Annotated in this window: 22 protein-coding genes and 2 tRNA genes; 21 read left to right on the forward strand and 3 right to left on the reverse strand. The window is 66.7% G+C overall.

The window, feature by feature from the left end; translation table 11 throughout:
* Positions 1 to 123 precede the first annotated feature (123 nt).
* Positions 124 to 795: a 2OG-Fe(II) oxygenase gene (locus ACIQCS_RS06150; RefSeq protein ID WP_345851141.1), complete on the reverse strand. Its 672-nt coding sequence runs from the start codon at positions 793 to 795 to the stop codon at positions 124 to 126.
* A 194-nt stretch (positions 796 to 989) separates the two neighbouring features.
* Between ACIQCS_RS06150 and ACIQCS_RS06155 the strand changes: the two genes are divergently transcribed.
* The 17 genes from ACIQCS_RS06155 to ACIQCS_RS06235 all read left to right on the forward strand — a co-directional run bounded on the left by ACIQCS_RS06155 (position 990) and on the right by ACIQCS_RS06235 (position 14,223).
* A complete protein-coding gene (locus tag ACIQCS_RS06155) occupies positions 990 to 2,081 on the forward strand; it encodes an ATPase, T2SS/T4P/T4SS family (RefSeq protein ID WP_345851142.1) in 1,092 nt (363 codons plus the stop codon).
* A 57-nt stretch (positions 2,082 to 2,138) separates the two neighbouring features.
* Positions 2,139 to 2,215, forward strand: a tRNA-His gene (locus ACIQCS_RS06160).
* Positions 2,216 to 2,279: 64 nt separating this feature from the next.
* Positions 2,280 to 3,332: a Glu/Leu/Phe/Val dehydrogenase dimerization domain-containing protein gene (locus tag ACIQCS_RS06165; protein ID WP_345851143.1), complete on the forward strand. Its 1,053-nt coding sequence runs from the start codon at positions 2,280 to 2,282 to the stop codon at positions 3,330 to 3,332.
* A gap of 107 nt (positions 3,333 to 3,439) precedes the next feature.
* Positions 3,440 to 4,783: a helix-turn-helix domain-containing protein gene (locus ACIQCS_RS06170; RefSeq protein WP_401530326.1), complete on the forward strand. Its 1,344-nt coding sequence runs from the start codon at positions 3,440 to 3,442 to the stop codon at positions 4,781 to 4,783.
* A 179-nt stretch (positions 4,784 to 4,962) separates the two neighbouring features.
* On the forward strand, positions 4,963 to 5,868 hold the full coding sequence (locus ACIQCS_RS06175) for a hypothetical protein (protein WP_345851146.1): 906 nt from the start codon (positions 4,963 to 4,965) through the stop codon (positions 5,866 to 5,868).
* A gap of 131 nt (positions 5,869 to 5,999) precedes the next feature.
* A complete protein-coding gene (locus ACIQCS_RS06180) occupies positions 6,000 to 6,458 on the forward strand; it encodes a carboxymuconolactone decarboxylase family protein (protein WP_345851147.1) in 459 nt (152 codons plus the stop codon).
* Positions 6,455 to 7,315 (forward strand): sigma-70 family RNA polymerase sigma factor, encoded by an 861-nt coding sequence (locus ACIQCS_RS06185; RefSeq protein WP_345851149.1) that lies wholly within the window; start codon positions 6,455 to 6,457, stop codon positions 7,313 to 7,315. The genes ACIQCS_RS06180 and ACIQCS_RS06185 overlap by 4 nt, the downstream gene beginning before the upstream one ends.
* A gap of 503 nt (positions 7,316 to 7,818) precedes the next feature.
* Positions 7,819 to 7,953: a hypothetical protein gene (locus ACIQCS_RS06190; RefSeq protein ID WP_401530330.1), complete on the forward strand. Its 135-nt coding sequence runs from the start codon at positions 7,819 to 7,821 to the stop codon at positions 7,951 to 7,953.
* 24 nt (positions 7,954 to 7,977) lie between these two features.
* Positions 7,978 to 8,415: a hypothetical protein gene (locus ACIQCS_RS06195; protein WP_345851151.1), complete on the forward strand. Its 438-nt coding sequence runs from the start codon at positions 7,978 to 7,980 to the stop codon at positions 8,413 to 8,415.
* Positions 8,416 to 8,716: 301 nt separating this feature from the next.
* On the forward strand, positions 8,717 to 9,436 hold the full coding sequence (ccmC, locus tag ACIQCS_RS06200) for a heme ABC transporter permease CcmC (protein WP_345851152.1): 720 nt from the start codon (positions 8,717 to 8,719) through the stop codon (positions 9,434 to 9,436).
* Positions 9,433 to 9,567 carry a hypothetical protein gene (locus ACIQCS_RS06205; RefSeq protein WP_280278518.1) on the forward strand — a complete coding sequence of 45 codons (135 nt, stop codon included), beginning with the start codon at positions 9,433 to 9,435 and terminating at the stop codon, positions 9,565 to 9,567. Before ccmC ends, ACIQCS_RS06205 begins: the two co-directional genes overlap by 4 nt.
* On the forward strand, positions 9,564 to 9,998 hold the full coding sequence (gene ccmE / locus ACIQCS_RS06210; RefSeq protein ID WP_345851153.1) for a cytochrome c maturation protein CcmE: 435 nt from the start codon (positions 9,564 to 9,566) through the stop codon (positions 9,996 to 9,998). The genes ACIQCS_RS06205 and ccmE overlap by 4 nt, the downstream gene beginning before the upstream one ends.
* 10 nt (positions 9,999 to 10,008) lie before the next feature.
* Complete coding sequence (locus tag ACIQCS_RS06215; RefSeq protein WP_345851154.1) at positions 10,009 to 11,940, forward strand: heme lyase CcmF/NrfE family subunit; 1,932 nt, start codon at positions 10,009 to 10,011, stop codon at positions 11,938 to 11,940.
* Positions 11,937 to 12,464 (forward strand): DsbE family thiol:disulfide interchange protein, encoded by a 528-nt coding sequence (locus ACIQCS_RS06220; protein WP_345851155.1) that lies wholly within the window; start codon positions 11,937 to 11,939, stop codon positions 12,462 to 12,464. The genes ACIQCS_RS06215 and ACIQCS_RS06220 overlap by 4 nt, the downstream gene beginning before the upstream one ends.
* The gene (locus tag ACIQCS_RS06225) at positions 12,461 to 12,868 is read left to right on the forward strand and encodes a cytochrome c-type biogenesis protein (RefSeq protein WP_345851156.1); all 408 of its coding nucleotides are present in this window, start codon (positions 12,461 to 12,463) and stop codon (positions 12,866 to 12,868) included. Before ACIQCS_RS06220 ends, ACIQCS_RS06225 begins: the two co-directional genes overlap by 4 nt.
* On the forward strand, positions 12,868 to 13,530 hold the full coding sequence (locus ACIQCS_RS06230; protein ID WP_345851157.1) for a tetratricopeptide repeat protein: 663 nt from the start codon (positions 12,868 to 12,870) through the stop codon (positions 13,528 to 13,530). Before ACIQCS_RS06225 ends, ACIQCS_RS06230 begins: the two co-directional genes overlap by 1 nt.
* A 186-nt stretch (positions 13,531 to 13,716) precedes the next feature.
* A complete protein-coding gene (locus ACIQCS_RS06235) occupies positions 13,717 to 14,223 on the forward strand; it encodes a GNAT family N-acetyltransferase (protein ID WP_345851159.1) in 507 nt (168 codons plus the stop codon).
* 55 nt (positions 14,224 to 14,278) lie between these two features.
* Here the strand turns inward: ACIQCS_RS06235 and ald are convergent, their stop codons facing one another.
* Entirely contained in the window at positions 14,279 to 15,385 is a 1,107-nt protein-coding gene (gene ald / locus ACIQCS_RS06240) for an alanine dehydrogenase (protein WP_345851161.1), read from the reverse strand.
* Positions 15,386 to 15,492: 107 nt separating this feature from the next.
* On the opposite strand from ald, the gene ACIQCS_RS06245 reads away from it, so the two are divergent.
* From ACIQCS_RS06245 to ACIQCS_RS06260, 4 genes are all read left to right on the forward strand, one after another.
* The gene (locus ACIQCS_RS06245; protein ID WP_401530337.1) at positions 15,493 to 15,993 is read left to right on the forward strand and encodes an Lrp/AsnC family transcriptional regulator; all 501 of its coding nucleotides are present in this window, start codon (positions 15,493 to 15,495) and stop codon (positions 15,991 to 15,993) included.
* A 259-nt stretch (positions 15,994 to 16,252) separates the two neighbouring features.
* Positions 16,253 to 18,136: a potassium transporter Kup gene (locus ACIQCS_RS06250; RefSeq protein WP_345852079.1), complete on the forward strand. Its 1,884-nt coding sequence runs from the start codon at positions 16,253 to 16,255 to the stop codon at positions 18,134 to 18,136.
* Positions 18,133 to 18,645 (forward strand): 2'-5' RNA ligase family protein, encoded by a 513-nt coding sequence (locus tag ACIQCS_RS06255; RefSeq protein WP_280278527.1) that lies wholly within the window; start codon positions 18,133 to 18,135, stop codon positions 18,643 to 18,645. Before ACIQCS_RS06250 ends, ACIQCS_RS06255 begins: the two co-directional genes overlap by 4 nt.
* Before the next feature lie 54 nt (positions 18,646 to 18,699).
* Positions 18,700 to 18,776: transfer RNA gene (locus ACIQCS_RS06260), tRNA-Met, on the forward strand.
* A gap of 50 nt (positions 18,777 to 18,826) precedes the next feature.
* Here the strand turns inward: ACIQCS_RS06260 and ACIQCS_RS06265 are convergent.
* Positions 18,827 to 19,501 carry a hypothetical protein gene (locus ACIQCS_RS06265; RefSeq protein ID WP_345851163.1) on the reverse strand — a complete coding sequence of 225 codons (675 nt, stop codon included), beginning with the start codon at positions 19,499 to 19,501 and terminating at the stop codon, positions 18,827 to 18,829.
* Positions 19,502 to 19,514 lie beyond the last annotated feature (13 nt).

Raw genomic sequence — 19,514 nt, forward strand, 5'->3', positions numbered from 1 at the left:
CCGCTTCCCGCGTTCCGCTTCCCGCGTTCCGCTTCCCGCGTTCCGCTTCCCGCGTTCCGCTTCCCGCGTTCCGCTTCCCGCGTTCCGCTTCCCGCGTTCCGCTTCCCGCGCAGCCCGTGCGGTTCACCAGCCCCAGGGGCGCTCGCGATACCATTGGGTGACGACATATTTCAGTCCTGCCCGCACCTTCATCGCGTGATGGATGGTGGAGGGATTGGGGGAGCCGTCCGGGCGCAGATTGTTCCAGGCGACCACCTTGCCGGTTTCGGGCTGGATGATCTTGTCGACGGCCTTGAACCGCGTCGCGCCGCCCGCCTCGACCTCGTTGAGATAGAGCATCACCGTCCAGGTCCGCTGGCCCGAGACCGCGCAGTATTTCTCGAAATCGTGGCCCTGCGGCTCGAAATAATCGGTGTGCGCCTTGAACTCCTGGCCGATATCGTAGCGCTGGCCCTGCATCGGCTCGCCATGGGTGGGGTCGAGCCCGGTGAACGCCGTCATCCGCCGCTTGAGCTCCATCACCACCGGGTCGTTCGTATTGAAATCGCAGGTCTCGCTGGTGCGGAAGGCATAGTCGTCATTGGCGTCGGCAATGGTCGAGGGGCGCCGCTCCGCATCGATCTTGATCCTGAGGAGCTGGCAGAGCTCCGGCTCGAGGAAATTCTTGACGATGAACATCGCGATCTTGGGATGGGGCACGCGCTGCACCCCCGGCCAGTGCATCATATGGTCGACGACCGGTTCGGACGGATGGCCGGAGCCGAGGTTGCGGAGAGGGGAGGCGAGATCCTGCATCGCGGCTTTCTGCCAAAAGCCATGCCGCGACGCCAGTATCCTGCCATATCATCCGGCTCGTGGCGCCGGCCTCGTGCCGCAGTGCGGGCCTTGTGCCGGAGTGCGGGTGTGACGCAAAATAGTCATAAAAACGCAAGCATCGCGTCACAGGATATGCCTAGCGCATGATGCTCCGCAAAGGGGGCCCTATGGAGATGGAAACCAAAGCGCCGGCGCCGGTGGCGGACACGCCCCAGCCGCCGCACTTTCCGGGCTCCGGCGGCGAGTCTCCGGTGGAGGCGCTGATCGCCGAGGGGCTGCGCCGCCGTGCCTCGCATATCCATGTCGAGATCGGCCCTGCCGGCGCCGTGGTGCGGATGCGCATCGCGGGCCAGCTCACGGAGCCGCGCCATCATCACGCCGATCCCGTGTTCGCCGCCGATTGCCGTGGCCTCCCCGGGGCATCGGTGCTCGCGCAGGGAGAGACGGAGCGCATCGTGCTGCGCCTGGACGGCGGCGAGCGGCGCGAGCAGGCGCTCGAGGCGATCGGGATGAGCCGCGCGCTCGTCGACGCGCTGCTGCCGGCGCTGCGCGGGGGTGGGCTGATGCTCGTCGCCGGTCCGGCGGGATCGGGCCGCAGCACCACGATAGCGACGCTGCTCCGGCATTTCGCGGGCTCGACGCGCCACATCGCGACGATCGGCACCTTGCCCGTCGAGGGCGCGACGCGCATCGAGGGATGCGTGGGCGCGGCCGCGGTCCGCGCCGCGCTGGAGCAGGATCCGGACGTGATCGCGCTCGACGGCCTCGATGGGCGAGAAGCGGCCGCGGCCGCGGCGGAAGCGGCGGAGAGCGGGCATCTCGTCCTCGCCGCGCTCGATGCGCCCGATGCCGTCTCGGCGATTCGCCGGATGCGCGACTGGCGAGTCGAGCCCTTCCGCCTGGCGTCCACCATTGCCGCGGTGCTCGCCCAGCGCCTTGTCCAGCGGCTCTGCGCAGAGTGCCGCCGTCCGGTTCAGGCCCAGGGGTCGATCTCGGCGCTGCTCGGCTTCGATTCGGGAGCGATCGTCTTCGCGCCGACGGGGTGCGAGAGCTGCAACGGCACGGGTTTCGCGGGCGAGACCGGCGTGTTCGAGGCGATCGTCGCGGACGGGGCGATCCGCCGGCTGATCAACGACGGCGGCGACGAGGCCATTCTCGCCCGCCACGCCTTCCTCCGTGCGCCCAATCTGGGATCGGCCGCGCGGGCGCTGGCGCGCGAGGGGCTGACTACGCCGGAAGAGGCCGTGCGAATTTCACGCGGATAATTGCCCGCAATTATCTTGCGCTTCGCATCGGCCCCGGCTAAGCGCGCCTTCTTCACGGCGGTTGTAGCTCAGTTGGTTAGAGCATCGGTTTGTGGTACCGAGGGTCGCGGGTTCAAGTCCCGTCATCCGCCCCATTTCTTCCCCTAGTGACCGCGCGCGGCACATAGACGTGCGGCACCTTCCGCAGGAATGTAGCGCGTGATCACCGACTGGGGCTTCCCCGATTTCGACGACCATGAGGGCGTCCATCTGTTCAGCGACCGCGAGTCGGGGCTGAGCGCAATCATCGCAGTCCATTCGACCAAGCTCGGCCCGGCGGCCGGCGGGGTGCGTTTCTGGCACTATGCCGACACCCGCGCCGCGATCACCGACGCGCTGCGCCTGTCGCGCGGCATGAGCTACAAGAATGCGATGGCCAATCTGCCGCTCGGCGGCGGCAAGGGCGTGATCCTGGCGAGCGAGCCGGGCGCGACTGTCACTACCGCGCAGCTGGAGGCGTTCGGCCGCGCGGTCGAATCGCTGGGTGGCCGCTACGTCACCGCCGAGGATGTCGGCATGTCCGAAGCGCGGATGAAGGTGGTCGCGACCCAGACGCGCCACGTCTCCGGCCTGCCGGTGGCCGAGGGCGGGGCGGGTGGCGATCCTGGCCCGATCACCGCGCGCGGCGTCTATCTGGGCGTGAAGGCGGCGGCGAAGCGTGGCCTGGGCGCCGATTCGATGGCCGGCGTGCGCGTGGCGATCCAGGGCGTCGGCTCGGTGGGTGGCGGCGTTGCCCGGCTGCTCGCCAGGGACGGCGCGAAGCTGACCCTGGCCGACGTCAATGCGGAACGCGCCAAGGCGCTGGCGGCGGAGCTTGGCGGCGAAGCGATCGATGCGGCGGACATCCTCGGCATCGAGACCGACATTCTCAGCCCCAATGCGCTGGGCGCGATCTTCACCGAGCAGACGATCGCGGCGCTCAGGACCAATGTGGTGGCCGGCGGCGCGAACAACCAGCTCGCCACCCGGGTGGACGGCCAGCGGCTCCATGATCGCGGGATCCTCTATGCTCCCGATTATGTGATCAACGCGGGCGGGATCATCAATGTCGGCCTGGAATATCTGGGGCAGGGCAACATGGCCGAAGTGATGGCGCGCGTGGAGAAGATCCCCGAGCGCCTGATCGAAGTGTGGGACGAGAGCGCCCGCACCGGCGATCCGCAGAGCGAAGTCGCCGATCGCATCGCCCAGCGGCTGATCGGCCGGGGCTGAGCCGGCCGAGCAAGGGCTAGGGATTACCGGTTCCCCGGCGAAAGCCGGGGGCCGGCCCCGGGGGATCGCGCGCGAGATTCGCCCGTCCGCCACGCCGGCGCGGGGCCTTGCCGGATACCCGTTTCGAAGGCGCGTACCCACGCGCCTCCCACTGCATTTCCGAACCGCGCGAGCGCCTGGCCCTTCCGCGATCCGCGCGGGAGGTGGTCGTGTGGCGCTTCCCGAATGGCCCGCGCGATCGGTTGAGGGATTCATGGATCGATGCGGACCCCGGTGAAATATTGGATCAGATTGGATGCTTGCATAATGTCTTGCATGTTATTTTATGGATAATAGTAAATTGCCTGATTGATGTTGCCGGGGATCGGATGAATTCTACAGATTCATGCCCCGAAATATCTCAAGATTGTGCAAGAACATTCAGTCATGCCGATTATATGTCGGCGACCATGATCCATGGTGCCGAGGACTCATGGAAAAACTTCGTTCACCCATTGCTGGATGTAAAAAGGATACCATGCGCTCTGGAATGTAAATTCCGTGCTCAGGCAATGGTTTACAATCTTATAGGTGCTTTACTTATAGTGACTGACAGCGGTCGTGCGCGATATGTCAGGTCATCTATAAAGATCCAGACGGATGATCTGGATCATTATATTTTGTATATGCCGAAGTCGGGCGGGGCGACGTTCATTGCGTCCGAAGTGGCATATCGATTGCGCCGTCTCGATATCGCGATCGCCGATCTGGCGACGCCGTTCGATGTCTCGGTGGGGGCGGGGCGCGGGATCAGCCTGATCCTGCCACGTGCGCGTCTGGCGCCGCTGATCGAGGATGCCGAGGGGTTGCACGGCCGTTATCTCCGCAGGGATACGCCGGCCGGCGCCTTGCTCGGGCGGCATCTGCTCGCCTTGGCGCGCCATGCTTCCGCCATGCGCATCGGGGATGTGCTTGGACATGCCGAGGCGGCCGCGCACCTCGCCGCCGCCTGCCTGGCCGCAGGAGGCGCGCGCATGTCCGCCGCCTCCGCCAGCGGCGCGCTTGGCGGCATTGTCGGGCGGCAGGCCCGCAATCATATCGAGGCCAATCTCCACGATCCGCGCCTGAGCCCCGCAACCCTGGCCGAGGCGTTCCATCTATCGCGCAGCCAGCTCTACCGGCTGTTCGAGCGCCAGGGCGGCGTCCATCGTTACATCCGGGGGCGGCGCCTTCGTCGCGCGCTCGAGCTGGTCAGCCGGCGCGAAGCCTCCCCGCGCCGGATCAGCGACATTGCCTATTCGCTGGGCTTTACCGACGAGGCGCATTTCAGTCGCATCTTCCGCGAAAGCTTCGGGCTGTCGCCGCGCGCCGCGCGAGCGGCGGCGCGCAGGGGGGAGGCGCATTGGCTGATGCCATCGGCGGGCGGCGGGAACCTGCTCGACCAATGGCTTCGCGAACTGACGCTTGCGTGATGCGCGTCCTTCTCCTGGAACGCATCGACAAGTTTCTGGGACGCCCGCCATGGGACAGTGTTTCCGGGGAATGCAAATATATCCTCGGAGTGTTCATGTATTCCTCCAGGGATATTGCTCGCTCTCAATAATATATCGGTCGCCGTGCGTTGTTTCTCGATAAATATAGGAGAATGACTATGGCCAAGCTACATATCTACAAGAAGATCGGAAAGATCTGGTCGAAAGTCGCCGACGGGGACGGCGAAGTGGATAAGAATGATCCATTCGATATTACGATCACGAACGGCAGCGTATCCAGGGGTAACACCTACGACGTGCGCAAGGGGCAATCGCCCACCGGCACGCTCTGCGACTGCTCCGGGGTGCACGGCAAGGTGGCGACCTTCACGGTAAGCGCCGGGAATGCGCTGCTGATGCAGGAGCGTGAAATTGCCCTGCAGAACCTGGCCGGCTTCTATGCGGCGCTGGAAAGCGTTTCCAAGAACGTCTCGATCATGATCGATCTCGACGACCTCGCTTTCCTGAAGACCAACGACTACGCGCTTTGCTTCGCGAAGAAGGTGGCTTCGGGTTCGGGCGAGGGCAGCTACAACGTCGTCTGGCAGTCGCTCACGCGCTATCTCGCCCAGACGAGCTTTTCCTGGACCCCGCAATATTCATTGTTCGGCACCAACATCTTCGCCGACAATGTCACCGTGACCGCCCAGACCAACCAGCAGACCGTCGGTCTCGGGGAACAGTGCACGCTGGACGAGAATGGCATCCTGGGGCCGGCCAGCACCGGCGGGCCGCCGACGAGCATCACCCTGAACAACGACTATGACGCGATCCACCCCGCGCTCAGCCAGATATCGGTGCTCAACGGGGTGCGCCAGGTGACGCCGCTCTATGTCGCGCCCAGGGCGATCGTCACGGGCGAGGCGCAGCTGACGCCCATCGACACGGTGCTTGTCTGGTTCCAGCAGGATATCAGCACTTCTACGATGTTCAGCACGGCGCGCTCGCGGGCCGTCGAGATCGATCTGACCAACACCAACAGCGCGACCCGGCTCTACAAGGGCCAGGCCTGGACGACGCCCTGAGCGGGTCCATGGGCCGCCCGTCCGCCAGCGGCGCGCGGGCGGCCCGCATCCGGCTCGAAATAATTTCGCGCCGCATGTCACATCCGGCGCGGCCATCTCGTCATGCATGCGTCCAACCAAGGAGATGCATGATGACTGCCCGACTCGACCTGTTCGCCGCCGCCCCCGCCGAGATGAAGGCGTGGTACGAGATGTCGCTCAAGATCGCGCCCAAGCTCGAGCACAGCCTGCTCGAGCTGGTGAAGATCCGGGCTTCGCAGATCAACGGCTGCGCCAACTGCCTCAACATGCACACCGCGGATGCGCGCAAGGCCGGCGAGACCGAGCAGCGCATCTATCTGCTCAGCGCCTGGCACGAGGCGCCGTGCTACACCCCGCGCGAGCGCGCCGCATTGGCATGGACCGATGCGCTCACGCTGGTATCCACTGCGCGGGCGCCCGAGGATCTCTATCGGGAGCTCGCCTTCGAATTCAACGCGGAGGAGCAGGTGCAATTGACCCTGATGATCAACACGATCAACGGCTGGAACCGCCTCGCCGTGGCCTTCAACCTCTTCTACGAGGGCAAGCCTGCGGTGGCGGCGGCGTGAGCGGCGCGGACGCGGCGGCGAGCTTCGATCCGCTGCGTCCGCGGCTGGCGCGCATCGCCTATCGCATGCTCGGTTCGGTCGCGGATGCGGAAGACGTGGTGCAGGACGCGTTCCTGCGCTGGCTCGCCACCGATCGCGACCGGATATGCGAGCCCGAGGCGTTCCTGCGCCGGGTGGTGACGCGCCTGTGCCTCGATCAGCTCAAGTCGGCGCGGGCCCGGCGCGAGACCTATGTCGGGCCCTGGCTGCCCGAGCCCGTGGTCGAGGGCGCTGAGGAAGTGGAGGACGTCACCTTGCCGCTCTTGATGGCGCTCGAGCGCCTCTCGCCGCTGGAGCGTGCGGCCTTCCTGCTCCACGACGTGTTCGGCGTGAGCTTCGACGAAGTGGGCGAGACGATCGGCCGCGATCCCGCCGCCGCGCGCCAGCTCGCCAGCCGGGCGCGCACCCATGTCCGCGCCGCCCGGCCGCGCTACGACCTGCCGAAGGAGAAGGGGCTGGAGATCGCCGCCGCCTTCTTCGCCGCGTCGCGCAGCGGCGACATGGGGGCGCTGCGCGGCCTGCTGGCGGCCGATGTCTCGCTCTGGTCGGACGGCGGCGGCAAGGTGCCCGCGGGCCTGAAGCCGATCCATGGCATCGAGGACATGATCAAGCTCCACAGCTCGCTCGCGCGCTTCTTCGCCAAGGAGATGTCGCGCGTGGTGCGCTACGGCATGATCAACGGCCTGCCGGGCTTCGTCACGATCGAGCCGGGCGGGGTGCTGCAGACCACCGCGCTGGCGATCGAGGAGGGGCGGATCGTCGGCATCTATGTGATGCGCAATCCGGACAAGCTCGGGCATCTGGGGGCGGTGCATTAGGTTGAGGACTCATATTCCTCCTTCGTCACCCCGGCCTTGAGCCGGGGTCCCGCTGCCTTGCTGACGGAAGAAGAAGCGGGATCCCGGCTCAAGGCCGGGATGACGGTGGAAAATCAGATACTTGTTTGGGTTCTCAACCTAGGTTGGGGACTCATATTGCATCAACCGTGATTCCCGCTGCTCCTCCTCCGGTCTTCCCGCGCAGGCGGGGATCTGGGCGGAGGATATTGCGCAAGCGGGATAGGCTTCCGGGCCATTCGGCAGCGGCGCCGATCCGGCCGCAAGTGCTTGCCCGACAGCCGTTACCCATCCTGTAGTGAGTCAATGATCGGGGCCCGCGCGACGTACCTGATGGTTCGCCAGGAATTATACCCAAAATGGCGGAACCCATGTTCGGTTCATGATGGCGTCACAGAGTGACTTTACTTTTCCATGTAGGTAATTGAAATCAATAGTGATTTTAACTTCATGGTGTGAAATTCCGCATCGATCTGGCTCGCGAATTGAACGCCAATACCGGTACGCGCTATGGCGCCAATCGCGGCGCGACTTCCGAGGAGGGGAGTGCCTATCTGGTCGCCAATACCGACAGCACGACCTTCGATCTGGGTACCGTGCGGCCAACCTGCGGGACCTAGCCTTTTCTGTGTGAGGAATGGGATATGATCGTCTTTGTGCTCGGCGCCCTTGCCATCGCTCTGCCCGGCAATTCGGGTTCGTCCTCCCCGCTGTCGGCCTGCTCCTCCCTGCGATCGTCGGCGATCGTCGCGGCAATGGGTGGGCTGCCGCAATCGATCCAGGGGCAAGTGAAGCGGATGGTGCCCGATCTTGCTCCTGCCGGCGCAAAATTCCAGAGGGGCGATGTGATCGAGCAGGCCGGCTTGCCGACGCGACGGTTCGTCGGCGCCGTGGAGGGCAGATATTCCTGGGTGGTGACTTATGAGCATAGCCAGGGATCGGTGCATCATTTTCATGCGATTACCTTCGGCAGGGCGGCTGCGAGCGATTATGCCCCCGTTCCGCATGGCGTCCTGACGGGGCCGTTGTGCCAGATTGCCGATGCGGCTCTGTCCGGCGCGCTTTCGGCCGATCATCTCTGAGCGGGCAAGGCGGGTTCGGGTGACGATATCGGGGCATCCTGCTTGCAATGTAGGATTTCGTCTGTTTCCCTCACCCGGCCGGATCGCTCCGGCCGCTCTTTGACCGGTTGGGGAAATAGGATCACGCGCGCGCAAGGAAGTTGCGCGATGCGCGCGGTTCGCGGGAAATCAGGGAAAATTGATGGGGAACTCATCTCTCCCCATGGGCGACGTTCGCGACGTTTCGCTCCGCGGCCGGGCGCCTGTCGTTGGATGTCGGGAGGCCATGGATTCCCGCCCGGAACCTCGCTAGTCATCGCGCGTGCCCGTCTTGCATGCCTTCGCCAATCCCGCGCGCTTCCTCAAGATTGCGCGGCCGCTGACGCCGATCCTCTTCTGGCTCGGCGCGGCGCTGGTGGCGTTCGGCTGCTGGGCGGGGCTGGCGCTCACGCCGCCCGATGCGGTGCAGAGGGAAAGCGCGCGCATCCTCTACATCCATGTGCCCAGCGCCTGGCTGGGCATGGGCGGATGGAGCGGGCTGGCGATCGCGTGCCTGAGCTATCTCGTCTGGCGACATCCGCTGGCCAGCGTCGCGGCGCGGGCGATCGCCCCGGCGGGCGCGACCTTCGCGGCGCTCTGCCTGCTCACCGGCTCGATCTGGGGGCGCCCGACCTGGGGCACCTGGTGGGAGTGGGACGGGCGGCTGACTAGCATGTTGCTGCTCTTCTTCGTCTATATCGCCTGGATCGCGCTGGACCGCGCCGACGCCGAGCGGGCGGGCGACGGACGCGTGCCGGCGCTGTTCGGCGTGGCCGGCAGCGCGCTGCTGCCGATCGTCCATTATTCGGTGGTCTGGTGGAACACGCTCCACCAGGGCGAAAGCGTGCTGGCGGGGAAGATCCATCCGTCGCTGCTCTGGCCGCTCTTCTTCACCCTGGGCGGCTTCACGCTGGTCTTTGCCGGGGTGGTGCTGATGCGGATGCGCGCGATCCTGGCGACGCAGAAGGTCGAGGCGCGGTTGCGGCGGATGGCGGCGGCATGAACCATTGGCCGTTCATCACTGCTGCCTATCTGGTGGTCCTGCTCGGCACCGGCGGGCTGGCGGCGTTCAGCTATGCGGCGATGCGCCGCGCCGAAGCCGCGGCCGCGGCGTTGCGGGGCGGCCGCGAATGAAGCCCAAGCATCAACGGCTTGTCCTCGTGCTGCTCGCGCTGGGCGCGATCCTCGGCGCGTCGGCGCTCGCCATGTCGGCGCTTCGCGACCAGGCGGCGTTCTTCTATGCGCCGGGCGACGTGAAGGGCAAGCCGCTGCCGCTCGACCGGCACGTCCGCCTGGGCGGCATGGTCGAGAAGGGCTCGATCCGGCGCGCGGCCGACGGCGTTTCGATCCGTTTCATGGTGACCGACGGCCAGGCGGCGGTCCCGGTCGCGTTCAAGGGCGTGACGCCCGATCTGTTCAAGGAAGGATCGGGCGTGGTGGCGGAGGGGCGGTTCCAGCCCGACGGCAGCTTCGTCGCGGACAATATCCTGGCCAAGCATGACGAGCGCTACATGCCGCCCCAGGCCGCCGGCAACATGCACGAGACGAAGACGCTAGCCAAATGAGGGATGGGCAGTGATCGCCGAAGCCGGTCTCGCCGCGCTATGGCTCGCGACGGGCTTCGCGCTCGTGCAGGTGCTGCTCGCCTGGGGCGCGGCCAAGGGCGCCGGCCAGGCGAGCGCCGGCGCGCCGATGGTGATGACGGCGCTCCGCCGCGTCGCGATCGTCCAGGGGCTGCTGGCGCTTGCCGCCTTCGTGCTGCTGGTCGTGCTGTTCGTCCGGTCGGACATGTCGGTGCTGCTGGTCGTCGAGAACAGCCATTCGATGAAGCCGCTGATCTACAAGATCGCCGGGGCCTGGGGGAATCACGAAGGCTCGATGCTGCTGTGGGTCACCGTGCTGGCGATATCGGGGGCGGGCGTGGCGCTGTTCGAGAAGCGGCTGCCCCAGGGCACGCTCGCCGCGACGCTGGGTGCCCAGGCGGCGATCGCGATCGGCTTCTACGCCTTTCTCGCCTTCGCCTCCAACCCGTTCGTCCGGGTGAGCCCGCCGCCGCTCGACGGGCGCGGGCTCAACCCGCTGCTGCAGGATCCCGGGCTCGCCTTCCACCCGCCGACGCTCTATCTCGGCTATGTCGGCCTGTCGGTGGCGTTCAGCTTCGCGGTGGGCGCCCTGTTGATGCGCGACGTCGGCCCCGCCTTTGCCCGGGCGATGCGGCCCTGGGTGCTGGCGGCCTGGATATTCCTCACCATCGGCATCACCGCCGGCAGCTATTGGGCCTATTACGAGCTCGGCTGGGGCGGCTGGTGGTTCTGGGATCCGGTGGAGAATGCTTCGCTGATGCCCTGGCTGGCGGCGACGGCGCTGCTCCATTCGGTGAGCGTGCTCGCCACGCGCGACGGGCTGCGCGCCTGGACGGTGATGCTCGCGGTGGTCGCGTTCTCGATGTCGATGATCGGCACCTTCCTGGTCCGCTCGGGCATCCTGATCAGCGTCCATGCCTTTGCCGTCGATCCTACCCGGGGCGGCTTCATCCTCGCCCTGCTCGGCCTCTATATCGGCGGGGCGCTGGCACTGTTCGGCGCGCGGATCGGCACGGTGAAGCAGGGCACCACCTTCGAGCTGGTCAGCCGCGAGGGCGCGCTGGTGCTCAACAACCTGCTGCTCTCGGTGATCCTCGGCGTCGTCTTCATCGGCACGCTCTATCCGCTCGTCGCTCAGGCCGCCGGCGTCCAGCTCTCGATCGGCGCGCCCTTCTTCGAGAAGGCGGCGGTTCCCGTCGCGCTCGCGCTCGTCGCCGCCACGGCGGCGGGGCCGCTGCTCAAATGGCGCCGCGACCAGTGGAACGCGCTGTTCGGCAAGCTGCTCATGCCCGTCGGCGTGGCGGGCATCGCCTTCGCACTGGTCTTCGCGCTGGGCGGGGCGCAGTGGCTGCCGGCGCTGGTGCTCGGCCTGGCCGCCGGGCTCGCCGTCGCCAGCGTCATCCCGCTCATCCGCCGCAACCTGCGCCGCACGCCGCTGCACATCTACGGCATGGTCGTCGCGCATCTCGGCATCGCGGTGAGCATCGCGGGCATGGCGGCGGACAGCACCTTCAAGGTCGAGCGGCTGGCGGCGATCTCGGTGGGGCAGAACGTCACGGTCGGCCCGTATCGCGTGGAGCTGCTCGAGGTGCGGCCGGCGGTGGGGCCCAACTGGTCCGCGCTCGAGGCGCATCTCAAGGCGAGGCGCGCCGGGGGCGTGCCGTTCGACCTGTTCCCGCAGCAGCGCTTCTTCGCCAACCCGCCGACCAACACCAACGAAGCCGCGATCGCGACCGAGCTGGACGGCCAGCTCTATACCGTGATCGGCCAGGGCGACGGCGAGGGGCGCTGGCAGATCCGGGCATGGTGGAAGCCCTTCGTCACGCTGATCTGGGCGGGCGGCGCGATGATCGCGCTGGGCGGGCTGCTCTCGCTGATCGGCCGGGTGCGGCGGGAACGGCGCGATGCGGAGGATGGCGCATGAGGCGGCTGCTGATCTGGGCGCCGCTGGCGCTGTTCGCCCTGATCTTCGGGCTGGTTGCCGGCGGGCTGATCAAGCCGGCGGACCGGACGATCCGCTCGGCGATGGTCGGCAAGCCGCTGCCTGCGCTCGCGATGAAGCCGCTGCTTTCCGACCGGCCCGGCATCGCGAGCGCCGACTTCGCGACCGGCAAGCCGCGACTGCTCAATGTGTTCGCCAGCTGGTGCATTCCCTGCATCGCCGAGGCGCCGCAGCTGCTGAAGCTCAAGCAGGCGGGCGTGGAGATCGACGCGATCGCGATCCGCGACACGCCGGACGCGGTGCGGGCCTTTCTGGCGCGGAACGGCGATCCCTATGCCCGGATCGGCGACGATCCGACCGGCAAGGCCCAGATCGCGCTCGGCTCGTCGGGGGTGCCCGAGACGTTCCTGATCAATGGCCGGGGCGAGATCGTCGACCAGCACGTCGGCGACATCCGGGCGGAAGACATTCCCGCGATATTGCGCAAGCTCGAGGCGGCGAAATGAAGCGTGCCGCCCTCATCCTCGCCCTGCTCCTGGCGGGGCCCGCGGCGGCGGACTCGAACCGGCCGCCGGCGGCGCTGGCCTATTCCCAGCTGCCCGATGCGGCGCAGGAGGCCAGGGCCAGGGCGCTGATGGAGACGCTACGCTGCCTGGTCTGCCAGGGCCAGTCGATCGCCGACAGCGATGCCGAGATGGCGGGGGACATGCGCGCGCTGGTGCGCGAGCGGATCGCCCGTGGCGAGCGGCCGGCGGCGATCCGCGAGTATCTGATCCAGCGCTATGGCGATTACGTCACCTATGATCCGCCGTTCAGCTGGGTGACCGCGCCGCTCTGGATCGCGCCGGTGCTGCTGCTCGCCATCGGCCTGTTGCTGGCGCGGCGCCTGTTCCGCAAGGGAGCGGCGTGATGGGCTGGGGGATGCTTGCCACGGTTGCCGTCGTCGCGGTGCTGGCGCTCGCATTGCTGCGCTATCCGCGCCGGCTGTGGACCGTCCCCGCTACCGCGATCATGCTCGGTGCAGCGGGCTATGCCTGGCAGGGCAGCCCCGGCCTTCCCGGCCACCCGGTCGCGCCGGGCGGGCAGCGAGTCGAGGTGGACCAGGGCCTGATCGACCTGCGCGACGCGATGTTCGGGAAATATGGCACCTATGCCTGGAGCTACGGCAATCTGGCCGACGCCATGCTCCGCCAGGGCGATCGCGAGCGGGCGGTGAAGGTGTGGCAGGGCGCGGTGCGGCAGGTGCCCGAGGACGTCGCGCTGTGGACCGGCTTCGGCTCGGCGCTCGCCGAATATGACGGCAACCAGATATCGCCGGCCGCGCAATTCGCCTTCGACAAGGCGTTCGCGCTGGCCCCCGAGCATCCGGGGCCGCCCTTTTTCTATGGGCTCGCGCTGGTCCGCGCGAACCGTTTTGCCGAAGCCGAGCCCTGGTGGGAGAAGGCGGTGGCGCTCACGCCCGAAAAGGCGAGCTATCGCCAGGCGCTGATGGCGCGGCTGCTCATGCTGGAGGTGTTCCTGCAGGAGCAGGCGCGGCGGGAGGGGCGGCCGATGCCCGGCCCGGCCCGCTAGGTTGAAAATCCAAACAAGTATTTGATTTTCTGCCGTCGCCCCGGCCTTGCGCCGGGATCCGGCTTCTTCTTCCGTCCGTAAGGCAGCGGGACCCCGGCTCAAGGCCGGGGCGACGAAAGAAGAATAGGAGTCCTCAACCTGGGGCATGGACTCGATCCCGGTTCCGGACCGCGCTAGCTGGACGGCATGAGCACCAGCCAGCCCATCCGGATTCGCCGCGCGCATGCCGCGGATGCGGCCCGCCTCGAGGCGATATTCCAATATAGTTTCGAGGGCACCTGGCTGCCGGTTCTGACCCCGGCCGCCGCAGAGAGCTATCGCGCCGAGGATCGCGGCGCGCGCTATGTCGAGGCCAGCCTCGCCGCATTCCGGGTTGCGGAGATCGCGGGTGTCGTCGCCGGCTTCGTGCATTGGCAGGGCGATTTCGTCGAAGGTCTCCATGTTCATGGGGACTATCGGCGCCACGGAGTCGGCACGCTGCTGATGGATTGCGCCGAGCGCGCCATGGCGGCGGAGGGCTTCGCCGCGGCGCGCCTCGAGACCGACAGCTTCAATGTCGCCAGCCAGGCATTCTATCTCGGCCGCGGCTATGCCGAGCAGGCCCGCTATCCGGACGAGGAATGGGACAGCGGCTTCACGACCATTCTCTACGTGAAGCAGTTCGATCCCGGCCGGGATACCGTGCCCGAATGAAACGAGCCGGGAAACGACGGTCGTTTCCCGGCTCGCGATCCTGTTCGACGCGCGATCAGCCCGCCCAGGCCTGGTAGGGCAGGTCGAGATCGTCGGCGACCGCCTTGAACGCGATCTTGCCCTTGTAGACGTTGAGGCCGTTGGCGAGGTGCCGGTCCGCCTGCATCGCGCCTTCGGCGCCGAGGTTCGCCAGCTTGAGCACGAACGGCAGCGTCGCGTTGTTGAGCGCGAAGGCCGAGGTGCGGGCGACTGCGCCCGGCATGTTGGCGACGCAATAGTGGATCACGCCGTCCACCTCGTAGACCGGGTTGTCGTGGGTGGTGGCGTGGCTGGTCTCGAAGCAGCCGCCCTGGTCGATCGCGATGTCGACCAGCACCGAGCCGCGCATCATCGTCTTGAGCATGTCCTTCGTCACCAGCTTCGGCGCCGCGGCGCCCGGCACCAGCACCGCGCCGATCACGACCTGCGCGGTCTTCACCGCCTCGGCGATCGCGGCCTTGCTGGCATAGGCGGTCTTGATCTGGCTGCCGAAATGCATGTCGAGCTCGGCCAGGCGCTCGTTGTTGATGTCGTAGATGGTCACGTCGGCGCGCTGGCCGGTGGCCATCTGCGCGGCGTTGATGCCCGAGACGCCGCCGCCCAGGATCGCGACCTTGCACGGCGCCACGCCCGGCACGCCGCCGAGCAGCTCGCCGCGGCCGCCCTGCTCCTTCTCGAGATAGTGCGACGCGACCTGGATCGACATGCGGCCGGCGACTTCCGACATCGGCTTGAGCAGGGGCAGGGCACCCGAGTTCGACGTCACCGTCTCATAGGCGATGCACGTCGCGCCCGAGGCCATGAGGCCCTCGGCCTGGGGCTTGTCGGCGGCCAGGTGGAGATAGGTGAAGAGGATGTGGCGCGGCTCGAGCAGCGCGATCTCCTGGGGCTGCGGCTCCTTGACCTTCACGATCATGTCCGAGCCGGCGAACACCGCGGCGGCATCCGGCGCGATCTTCGCCCCGACCCTGACATAGGCCTCGTCGTCGAAATCGATGCCGGTGCCGGCCTTGGTCTCGACCAGCACCTCATGGCCGGCATGGACCAGCTCGGCGACCGAAGCCGGGGTCAGGCCGACGCGATATTCGTGATTCTTGATTTCCTTGGGAACGCCAATGCGCATGGGAACCTCTCCGTGAATGTGATTGGCGCGGAGAATATAGCATGGCGTGCCGGGAATCCTTGCAAAGATATGACAAGGATAGGCACTGCGCGCATGGAATCGCTGCAATGAACATGGAAATCGGCTATCCATGCAACATGGACAGGATTGATGCAGCTATCCTCAAGTCGCTCGCCGCCGATGCGCGGGCACCGGTGAGCGCCATCGCCGCGCAGGTGGGGCTGTCGCAATCGGCCTGCACGCGCCGGATCCAGGCGCTCGAGGCGTCGGGCCATGTCCAGGGCTATGGCGCGCGACTCGGGCACCGCCGGCTCGGCTTCCGGATCACCGCGCTGGTCGACATCACGCTGGGCACCCAGGTGGAGGAGGATCTCGCGCGCTTCGAGGCTGCGGTGGCGCAGATCGACGGCGTGGTGGAATGCGCGCTGGTCTCGGGCGGGCAGGATTATCGCCTGAAGATCCTGGCGCGAGACCTGGACGATTATGAGCGGCTGCACCGCGAGCATCTGGGACGGCTGCCCGGCGTGGTGACGATCAATTCCAGCTTCGTGCTGCGTGCCGTGCCGACCCGCAGCGAGGCGGAGGCGCTGTTCGGGGGCGGGCGGTAGGGCGGCTTGCGAGACTGCCCCGGCCGCCTCCCGGGCCCGGTTCCGGGGTGTCTTCCCGGAGCCTTCCGCCCCCTTGCACGTCGCCCTTCGCGTAACGACATTCGTTGATTGCAGATGCTGCGCGTGCTAACCGCCCGCGCACTTTGAAGATCGAGAACGCAGGTCGCATGACCAGGTCCGCTTCCTCTCTGACGCGACACCCGCGCCCGTGAACACCCCTTCCGAGGGAGCCGCCGAGTCGGCTCCGGCACAGATCGACGTGCCCGCCGCGCATGCGCACAGCCATGACGCGACGTGGAAGCTGGCCATCGGCGCGATCGGCATCGTCTTCGGCGATATCGGCACCAGCCCGCTCTACGCCTTTCGCGAGACGTTCGACGGGCACCACAAGCTGGCGCTCGACACGCTCCACATTATGGGCGTGATCAGCCTGATGTTCTGGTCGATGATGGTGGTGGTGACGCTGAAATACGTCACGATCATCATGCGGGCGGACAACAAGGGCGAGGGCGGCAGCCTGGCGCTGCTGGCGCTGATCTCGCGCAGCAGCGGCAATCCCAAGCGCTGGACGCAGGGGATCGTGCTGCTCGGCGTGTTCGCAACCGCGCTCTTCTATGGCGATTCGATGATCACGCCGGCGGTGTCGGTGCTGTCCGCGGTGGAGGGGCTCGCCGTCGCCGCGCCGGGCTTTAGCAGGCTGGTGCTGCCGATCGCGGTGGTGATCCTGGTGCTGCTCTTCTCGATCCAGCGGACCGGCACCTCGCGGGTCGGCACGCTGTTCGGGCCGATCATGCTCCTCTATTTCCTGACGATCGCGACGCTCGGCACGCTCAGCCTCGTCCAGACGCCGACGATCCTGAACGCGCTGCTGCCGCATCATGCCTTCCTGTTCTTTGCCGAGGATCCGGTGCGGGCGTTCCTGGCGCTCGGCTCGGTCGTGCTGGCGGTGACCGGTGCCGAGGCGCTCTATGCCGATATGGGCCATTTCGGGCGCAAGCCCATTCGCATCTCCTGGCTGTGGTTCGTGCTGCCGGCGCTGATCCTCAACTATATGGGGCAGGGCGCGCTGCTGATGCGCGAGGGGCATGCCGCGCTGCGCAGCCCCTTCTACATGCTCGCGCCGGAAGTGCTGCAGTTTCCGCTGGTCATCCTGGCGACCATGGCCGCCGTGATCGCCTCGCAGGCAGTGATCTCGGGCGCCTTCTCGGTCACGCAGCAGGCGATCCAGCTCGGCTTCGTGCCGCGCCTGCGAATCGAGCACACCAGCGCAGCCACCGCGGGCCAGATCTACATTCCGCTCATCAACTGGGCGCTGATGATCATGGTGATCCTGCTGGTGCTGGTGTTCCAGACCTCGTCGAACCTCACCGCGGCCTATGGCATCGCCGTCACCGGCGCGATGTTCATCGACAACTGCCTGCTCGCGGTCGTGCTGTTCGGGCTCTGGAAGTGGAAGAAGCGCTACGCGATCCCGCTGCTCGCGGTGTTCTTCACGGTCGACCTGGCCTATTTCGCCGCGAACCTGACCAAGGTGCCGGATGGCGGCTGGTTCCCGCTGTTCGTCGGCTTCGTGGTGTTCACGCTGCTGACGACCTGGTCGAAGGGGCGCCAGCTGATGATCAACCGGCTGCGCGAGAGCGCGATGCCGATCAAGATCTTCATCACTTCGGCCGCCACCACGGCCACGCGGGTGCCGGGCACCGCGGTGTTCATGACCTCCACGCCCGAGGGTGTGCCGCACGCGCTGCTGCACAACCTCAAGCACAACAAGGTGCTGCACGACCGGGTGATCCTCCTCACCGTGAAGATCAAGGACGTGCCCTATGTCTCCGACGAGAACCGGATGATGATCGAGGATCTGGGCAAGGGCTTCCACCGCATGATCCTGGCCTATGGCTTCATGCAGGAGGCCGATGTTCCTGCGGCGCTGAAGTCGGTCAACGCCTGCGGGGCCGAGTTCAAGATGATGGAGACGAGCTTCTTCCTGGCGCGCCAGACCCTGCTGCCGTCGTCGCGCCCGGGGATGATGATCTGGCGCGAGAAGCTGTTCGCCTGGATGCTGCGCAACGCCGAAAGCGCGATGGAATTCTTCCGCCTGCCCACCAACCGCGTGGTCGAGCTGGGCAGCCAGGTCGAGATTTGACCGAGCGTGCCGCGCCGCTGATCGTCACGGCGCTGCTCGGGCGCCAGGACCAGGCCTGGTTCAACGCGCTGCGCCGCGAGCATTACCCGCCCGAGCGGAACCTGCTCGACGCGCATCTGACGCTGTTCCATCAGCTGCCGCCCTCGGTGGCGGAGGAGCTCAAGCACCGGCTTTCGGTGGAGACCCGCGGCGTGCGCGCGCCGCGGGCGAAGGTGACGGGGCTGATGTCGCTGGGCGGCGGCGTCGCCTATCGAATCGAGGCGCCTGAGCTGATGGCGATTCGCGAGGGGCTCGTCGATGCGTTCGCCGGGCTGCTCACGCCCCAGGATGCCGGCCGCTGGCGCCCGCACGTCACCATCCAGAACAAGGTCCGGCCGGTGCTCGCCAAGGCGGTGCTGGCCGCGTTGGCGCGCGATTTCACGGCCCGGGAAGTTGAAATCGCGGGCCTGGCGAGCTGGCATTATCGCGGCGGACCCTGGGAAACGCACTCGCGTCACATGTTCGCTTGACCTGGGGAGAGGGCGGACCTATTGGGCCCCCTCGCTTCGGCGACAGCCTCTTGGGGCGGAGTAGCTCAGCTGGTTAGAGCAGCGGAATCATAATCCGCGTGTCGGGGGTTCAAGTCCCTCCTCCGCTACCATTCTCGATCTTCGGATATTGCGACTGCCGCGCCGGCCCCGGCGCGCCGCCTCAGTCCGTCCGGGGCAGCGCATCGAGCTGCGCATGGTAGTTCGCGATCAGGGCCGGATCGGCATCGTCGCGATGCCTGGCGATGAACGCGGCCAGCGCCTGCCGGTATTCCGCGATGAAGGCCTTGTTGCCCGGACTGGTCGCGAATTGGGCTGCGGCCTTCTCGACCGGCTTGCGATCCTCCTCGAGCAGATATTCCCTCCCATAGGGCGACAGGTCGCGCATGATGACGAAATTGCGCGGAAACCCCGGAATATATCTGATCGCGAACCTCTCGCCCCTGGGCGGGACCATGATGGCGTTCGTGATGGGATAGATGCTGGCGGACATGGTATCGAATCGCGTCACCACGTCCTTGCCGTCCGCCGTCTTCACCACCGCGTCATAGGCCCAGATATTCTGGTCGTTCAGGGTGGAGCTGGTTTCCTCGGACTGGGTGATCACCGCCGTGCCGTTGACCCCGAATGCCTCGAGGAACAGCGCATTGAAGATATGCGCGGTGAAGAGGTTGATCTGGCCATAGATGAAGAAGGCCAGGATCAGCCCGTACCAGCCACTGCTTCCGCGCCATTTTGCCAGCAGATGGGCCAGCAGCGCCCCTACCAGGACGATCACCGGCCAGGCCCAGAAGGGGTGGTGGGTGAGGAAGTATGAAATTGCCGAGAGGATGACCATGGCAGTCCTTGGC

Source organism: Sphingomonas sp. NPDC092440 (assembly GCF_044754985.1).
In the GTDB taxonomy this organism is placed as follows: Bacteria; Pseudomonadota; Alphaproteobacteria; order Sphingomonadales; family Sphingomonadaceae; genus Sphingomonas.

What these genes read in the sequence shown, in the direction of transcription:
- ACIQCS_RS06235 (WP_345851159.1), top strand. Translation starts at nt 13,717, where the DNA reads ATGAGCACCAGCCAGCCCATCCGGATTCGCCGCGCGCATGCCGCGGAT.
- ACIQCS_RS06230 (WP_345851157.1), top strand. Translation starts at nt 12,868, where the DNA reads ATGGGCTGGGGGATGCTTGCCACGGTTGCCGTCGTCGCGGTGCTGGCG.
- ACIQCS_RS06265 (WP_345851163.1), bottom strand. Translation starts at nt 19,501, where the DNA reads ATGGTCATCCTCTCGGCAATTTCATACTTCCTCACCCACCACCCCTTC.
- ACIQCS_RS06195 (WP_345851151.1), top strand. Translation starts at nt 7,978, where the DNA reads ATGATCGTCTTTGTGCTCGGCGCCCTTGCCATCGCTCTGCCCGGCAAT.
- ACIQCS_RS06180 (WP_345851147.1), top strand. Translation starts at nt 6,000, where the DNA reads ATGACTGCCCGACTCGACCTGTTCGCCGCCGCCCCCGCCGAGATGAAG.
- ald (WP_345851161.1), bottom strand. Translation starts at nt 15,385, where the DNA reads ATGCGCATTGGCGTTCCCAAGGAAATCAAGAATCACGAATATCGCGTC.
- ccmE (WP_345851153.1), top strand. Translation starts at nt 9,564, where the DNA reads ATGAAGCCCAAGCATCAACGGCTTGTCCTCGTGCTGCTCGCGCTGGGC.
- ACIQCS_RS06175 (WP_345851146.1), top strand. Translation starts at nt 4,963, where the DNA reads ATGGCCAAGCTACATATCTACAAGAAGATCGGAAAGATCTGGTCGAAA.
- ACIQCS_RS06155 (WP_345851142.1), top strand. Translation starts at nt 990, where the DNA reads ATGGAAACCAAAGCGCCGGCGCCGGTGGCGGACACGCCCCAGCCGCCG.
- ACIQCS_RS06150 (WP_345851141.1), bottom strand. Translation starts at nt 795, where the DNA reads ATGCAGGATCTCGCCTCCCCTCTCCGCAACCTCGGCTCCGGCCATCCG.
- ACIQCS_RS06220 (WP_345851155.1), top strand. Translation starts at nt 11,937, where the DNA reads ATGAGGCGGCTGCTGATCTGGGCGCCGCTGGCGCTGTTCGCCCTGATC.
- ACIQCS_RS06205 (WP_280278518.1), top strand. Translation starts at nt 9,433, where the DNA reads ATGAACCATTGGCCGTTCATCACTGCTGCCTATCTGGTGGTCCTGCTC.
- ACIQCS_RS06245 (WP_401530337.1), top strand. Translation starts at nt 15,493, where the DNA reads ATGAACATGGAAATCGGCTATCCATGCAACATGGACAGGATTGATGCA.
- ACIQCS_RS06225 (WP_345851156.1), top strand. Translation starts at nt 12,461, where the DNA reads ATGAAGCGTGCCGCCCTCATCCTCGCCCTGCTCCTGGCGGGGCCCGCG.